We start from the raw sequence: 5,710 nt of genomic DNA on the forward strand, positions 1-5,710 counted from the left end.
GAACTCGGAGACGCGGCGCATCCCTTCGCGTCCCAACAGACGCGCGTAGATATAGGCGCGCAGCAGGATGCCCATGTTGCCGCCGAACGCGGTGAGGCGCCCGATGCTCTCGGGGCGCTCGTGCTCGGCGAGCCAGCGGTACTCGTCCACGTCGAAGGCGACCAGCGGGACAGGCAGGTAGGGCTCCAGGCGCGCCGAGACACCGACCGGTCCGGCACCCGGACCGCCCCCGCCGTGCGGCGTGGAGAAGGTCTTGTGCAGGTTCATATGGATGACATCGAAGCCCATGTCACCCGGGCGGACCTTGCCGAGAATGGCGTTGAGATTGGCCCCGTCGTAATACAGCAGCCCGCCGGCGGCATGCACGCGCGCGGCGATCGCCTGGATGTTGCGGTCGAACACGCCGACCGTGCTCGGGTTGGTCAGCATGATCCCGGCGGTCTGAGGCCCGACGGCCTGCTCGAGCGCGGCGAGGTCGACGTCGCCGTCCGGTCCGGTCGGGATCTCGCGGACCTTGAAGCCGCACATGACCGCGGAGGCCGGGTTGGTGCCGTGTGCCGCGTCGGGGACCAGGATCTCGGTGCGGGCGAGATCGCCGCGGGCCGAATGATAGGCGCGGATCATGGCCACGCCGGCCAGCTCGCCTTGTGCACCGGCCGCGGGGGCCAAGGAGACCGCGTGCATCCCGGTGACCTCTTTGAGCATCTCTTGGAGCTCGTAGAGGCAGGCCATGAATCCTTGGCTGTGGGACTCGGGTGCCAGCGGATGCCGTGCCAGGAATCCGGGCAGCATCGCCAAGGTGTTGCAGGCCCGAGGGTTGTACTTCATCGTACAGGAGCCCAGCGGATAGAAGTGGGTGTCGATCGAGAAGTTCTTCTGCGACAGCCGGGTGTAGTGTCGGACCGCCTGAAGCTCGGAGACCTCCGGCAGGATCGGACGGCTCCGACGACGCAGCGCCGCCGGAATGTCGGTCACCTCGGGCATGACGAGCGGTGCCTGCGCGGTGGCGCGGCGTCCGGGTCTGGAGCGGTCATGAATCAGCATGGCAGTCGGCTTCGGTGAGTGAATCGAGTCGGAACCGCAAAGGCGCGAGCTTGGCACGAGAACAGCGCTACCGGACAACAGACCCCGGGCCGGGCGCTTCCTTTGCGCCCTTCGTGCCTTTGCGGTTTAAGAAGATGCGCTTTAGAGAGCAGCCAGCGCCGCGTCGTAATCGGGCTCTTCGGTGATTTCGGGCACGAGCTGGGTGTAGACCACGGTGTTGTCGGCATCCAGGACGACGACGGCACGGGCGGTGATTCCGGCGAGCGGACCGTCCTCGATGAGCACGCCGTAGTCCTTCGCGAAGCTGCGCGAGCGCATCATGGAGAGCGCAACCACGTTCTCGATGCCTTCCGCCCCGCAGAAGCGGCCCATCGCGAAGGGCAGGTCGGCCGAGATGACCAAGGCAACGGCGTTGGATTTACCGGCCATGGACGTGTTGAAGTGCTTGGTCGAGGTCGCACAGACCGGCGTGTCCAGACTGGGCACGATGTTGAGCAGCTTCTTCTTGCCGGCGAAATCGGCCAATGTCTTGTCGCCGAGATCCTTGTCGACCAGCTTGAAGTCGGGTGCGGTGCTGCCGACGGCGGGCAGGTCGCCGGCGAGATTGACGGGGTTGCCTTGCAGTGCTGTTTGAGCCATGAGTGTGTCCCGATCGTTGGTGGTTGGATGTTGCACCTGCGTCGGTCGGCCTTGTTCGCGCTCGGCCCAACCGACAGGGTTGACGCAAGCGCCGCTAGATTTCCGGCGCAACCGGGGAGGGTGCCTGCGTTCGGGTGGCGATGATACGCCCGAGCTTGCTCGCGTAGGACTGCATCTCTTCCTCCGTTCTCATCTCGGTCGCGCAGACGAGGACCGCGGGATCGAGCTCCGGATACTCTGCGCCGAGATCGAATCCGCCCAGGATATTGTGCTCGGCCAGCGAACGGAGAACGTCCGCTGTGGGCGCCGGCAGACGCAGCGCCTGCTCGTGGAAGACCGGACGACCGAACAGCGGCTCCACGCCGGGCACCTCGCACAGCAGCTCCGCGAGCCGTCGGGTGTTGGCATGCGAGGCGGCGGCGACACGCTCCAACCCCTCGGCGCCCAAGAGGGTCAGGTGAATGGTCGCGGCGGTGACCAGCAGACCCTGATTGGTGCAGATGTTGGAGGTCGCCTTGTTGCGCCTGATGTGCTGCTCGCGAGCCTGCAGGGTCAGGGTGAAGCCCGGCTTGCCGTCGAGATCGAGCGTGCGGCCCACGATGCGTCCCGGCAGTTGGCGCACGAACTCCTGACGACAGCAGAGGAACCCGGCATAGGGTCCGCCGGAGGCGAGCGGCATGCCCAAGGGCTGGGCCTCTCCACACGCGATATCGGCGCCCGTTTTGCCCCAGTCGCCGGGCGGGGAGAGTAGGGCGAGCGCGACCGGGTTGACGACCCCGATCACCAGGGTGTCGCGGTCATGGGCCCAGTCGGTAAGCGTGTCGACGTCTTCGAGCACGCCGAAGAAGTTGGGTTGATTGACCACGAGTGCGGCATAAGGACCTTGCTCTGCCAGGGCATCCAGGGCCTCGATCGCGGTGTGTCCGCCCCGCAGGTCGAACGGTACCTCGACTAGCTCGATGCCCTGGGTGGAGACAATGCTGCGTAGCGTGCGCCGATAGGCCGGGTGCAGGGAGCGCGGGACGAGGACCTTCTCGGACTTGACCTTGCGGTTCGCGCGCACGGCCATCAAGACCGCCTCGGCCAGGCCCGAGGCGCCGTCGTAGAGCGATGCATTGGAGACGTCCAGCCCGGTCAAGGCGACCATCATGGACTGGAACTCGTAGAGCAGCTGCAGGGTGCCTTGGCTGGCCTCCGCCTGATAGGGCGTGTAGGCGCTGTAGAACTCCCCGCGTGTGGCGATCTGCCAGACGGCGGCCGGGATGTGATGATCGTAGGCACCGGCGCCGATGAAGCAGAGCGGCTGCCCGTCGGCGCGCGCGCGCGACTGCATCAGCCGGCCGATGTCCATCTCGGCCATGCCGGCGGGGATGGCCGCCAGCTCCCCGATCTGAAGCTCGGCCGGGATCTCGTCGAACAGATCATCGATGGAGGCGACGCCGACGGTGTCGAGCATCGCGGCGATGTCGTCCGGGGTGTGGGGTACGAAGGGCATATTTAGGTCTCGTCCTCGACGACCTGCTGATAGGCCGCCGCGTCCAAGAGTCCGGCGAGCGCGGTCATGTCGTTCGGGGCGAGGCGGAAGATCCAACCTTCGTCGTAGGGGCTGTTGTTGATCGCGTCCGGGCTGTCGTTCAGGAGGGCGTTGGACTCGATGACCTCGCCGGCGAGGGGCGAATAGATGTCGGAGGCGGCCTTGACGGATTCGACGACTGCACATGCCTCGTCTGCGTCGACCTCACGTCCCTGATCCGGGATTTCGACGAAGACGATGTCGCCGAGCGCTTCCTGGGCGTGATCGGTAATGCCGACGGTGACGGTGCCGTCGCCGTTGTCTCTGATCCACTCGTGGCTTTTGGTGTATCTCAGGTCAGCAGGTGCGTCGCTCATGGTTCTCTCCGATCAATCGACGGGTTGTCTGTGCGCTCTTCGCGCCGTTGCGATTTAAACCGCGCCCGGCGCGGTATGCGTTGTTTTACGATGAGACCGAGCTCGGCAGATTTGGCGGCCGTTGGAGCCGGAGCGGTTTAAGAGATTGAAACTATGAAAATTTAAGCCGCCTCTCCGCGAAGGGCCGTGGAAGCACCATCCCGTCGAGCTCACTCGAAAATTTGGCATCTCGCTCTGGATACGGTTTCGACCTGACCACATGGATCAGAGCTCGACAAGGATCCGGCCGTGTCGCACGAATGGCGGTTTGACGATGCGTGCGCTCACGGGTTTGCCGCGGATGTCGACTGCGCAGTCCGCGGGTGTGCCGGGCTCGACCCGCGCTAACGCGATCGAGCGCTCCAGGGTCGGCGAGAACCCGCCCGAGGTGACCTCTCCAACCACCCGACCGTCCGCTAGGACGCTCTGGTGCGGTCGCAGGACGCCGCGGCCGGTCAAGAGCAGCCCGACGAAATCGCGTCGGTCGGGGTGGTCGCGCCGAGCGCTCAGGGCATCGCGTCCGATGAAGTCTCGCTCCTGCGGCTGCCAGGCGATGGTCCAGCCCAGGCCGGCATCGAGCGGACCGACCGTCTCGTCCATATCTTGCCCGTAGAGGTTCATGCCGGCCTCCAGGCGCAGCGTATCCCGAGCGCCGAGGCCGCAGGGGCGAACATCCGCTGCAGCCAGCGCGCGCCAGAGTGCTGCGACATCCGCGCTCGGCAGCATGATTTCGAAGCCGTCCTCGCCGGTATAGCCGGTGCGCCCGACGAACCAGTGCGCGTCTTCGGCGGCAAAGAAGGGCCCGACCTGCATCGCCGAGGCGCGCAGCCCGTCGGGCAACAGCGGCTCGACGCGGGCGCGCGCATCCGGCCCCTGCACCGCGATCATGGCGAGATCGTCGCGACTTCGGATGTCGACCTGCCGGCCCTCGGCCTGCGCCTGCATCCAGGAGATGTCCTTCTCGGCCGTGCCGGCGTTGACCACCGCGCGGTACCGCTCGGGTCCGCGAAAATAGAGGATGAGGTCGTCGACCACGCCGCCCTGCGGGTTGAGCATGCACGCGTAGAGTGCCTTGCCGGGCGCGGTCAGCTTGGCCGCATCGTTGGCCAGCAGCTGTCTCAGGAAGGGCAGGGTATCCGGGCCCTCGATGTCGACCGGGCGCATGTGCGAGACGTCGAACATCCCGGCGGCGCGGCGCACCGCGTGATGCTCTTGGATCTGAGAACCGTAGTGCAGCGGCATGTCCCAGCCGCCGAAGGGGACGATCCGCGCGCCGAGACGCTCATGCTCCGAAAACAAGGGGGTGCGCAATCCCATCCGACTCTCCGTTCGCCTGGTGGCTCGCCCGACGGGCTGGCCTGTTGAGTCGTCACCGCTTGCGAGGCGTCGACCTGGATCTAAGGGGCGAAGGAAGCGGGTAGTGCGCGAAGGATGTGTACGGGGTCTGCCGTCCGACAGGGGACAACGAGCCCGGATTCGAGTGCGCCCGAATGGCGTCGTCCCCGGTGTCGGGACGACGGAGCGGGCGCGCGTCGCTTTCCGGACTCGTGCAGGCACGATCCTTCGGGATCCACCCGGATCCTCGACACCGCCCCTCTGTCCCAGACCTGAGAGTTTGCAGTCGGCCGAACGCGTCGGCCGCTGCTGCCCCTTCGGTGGGTCCGGGCTGTCGATGCAGACCGGACCGCTCTCCAGAGTCGGTCGTTATTCCCGCGGTCCTTTTGCCTGAGCGATTCCGGGCAGTGTTGCGCCTTCGGCGCCGGCCGAGGCCGGACTCTCCCGCGGGACTTGACGCGAAACGGGACTATAAGCGCGGTGCGGTCGGATTTCCAGACATGGCGCTTGCGGACTTAAACCGCGCCCGGTGCGGTAGGCTTCAGTTTGTTGGATTGGCTTGGCCGCACCGGCTCCGAGAACCCTCGGAGCTGGCGCGGTTTAAGCTGATTTCCGGGAAAGGAATGGCCTGTGAAGATGCGAATTGAGTCGCACGTACGGCCTACGCTTGCCTGTTGGTTCTGTCCGGGTCCTTAGGGGCGACCTAAATCGCCCCGGCCAGGACGCCTCGACCTACGGGCAAGCGCTCTTGTCGCCCGGGACC

Annotated in this window: 5 protein-coding genes and 1 riboswitch; all 5 genes read right to left on the reverse strand. The window is 66.2% G+C overall.

What is annotated here, in order from left to right; translation table 11 throughout:
- The coding region (gene gcvPB, locus VLR48_RS03790) for an aminomethyl-transferring glycine dehydrogenase subunit GcvPB (protein WP_325290500.1) at positions 1 to 1,044 on the reverse strand (1,044 nt) is incomplete at its 3' end.
- 141 nt (positions 1,045 to 1,185) lie between these two features.
- Complete coding sequence (gene tpx / locus VLR48_RS03795) at positions 1,186 to 1,683, reverse strand: thiol peroxidase (RefSeq protein WP_325290504.1); 498 nt, start codon at positions 1,681 to 1,683, stop codon at positions 1,186 to 1,188.
- Between the two features lie 94 nt (positions 1,684 to 1,777).
- A complete protein-coding gene (gene gcvPA / locus VLR48_RS03800) occupies positions 1,778 to 3,178 on the reverse strand; it encodes an aminomethyl-transferring glycine dehydrogenase subunit GcvPA (protein WP_325290501.1) in 1,401 nt (466 codons plus the stop codon).
- 2 nt (positions 3,179 to 3,180) lie between these two features.
- The gene (gcvH, locus tag VLR48_RS03805) at positions 3,181 to 3,573 is read right to left on the reverse strand and encodes a glycine cleavage system protein GcvH (RefSeq protein ID WP_325290502.1); all 393 of its coding nucleotides are present in this window, start codon (positions 3,571 to 3,573) and stop codon (positions 3,181 to 3,183) included.
- A gap of 264 nt (positions 3,574 to 3,837) precedes the next feature.
- Positions 3,838 to 4,929: a glycine cleavage system aminomethyltransferase GcvT gene (gcvT, locus tag VLR48_RS03810; protein WP_325290503.1), complete on the reverse strand. Its 1,092-nt coding sequence runs from the start codon at positions 4,927 to 4,929 to the stop codon at positions 3,838 to 3,840.
- A 386-nt stretch (positions 4,930 to 5,315) separates the two neighbouring features.
- Positions 5,316 to 5,404, reverse strand: a riboswitch (glycine riboswitch).
- Positions 5,405 to 5,710: the final 306 nt, after the last annotated feature.

It is taken from the genome of Thiocapsa sp., assembly GCF_035467215.1.
GTDB lineage: Bacteria > Pseudomonadota > Gammaproteobacteria > Chromatiales > Chromatiaceae > Thiocapsa.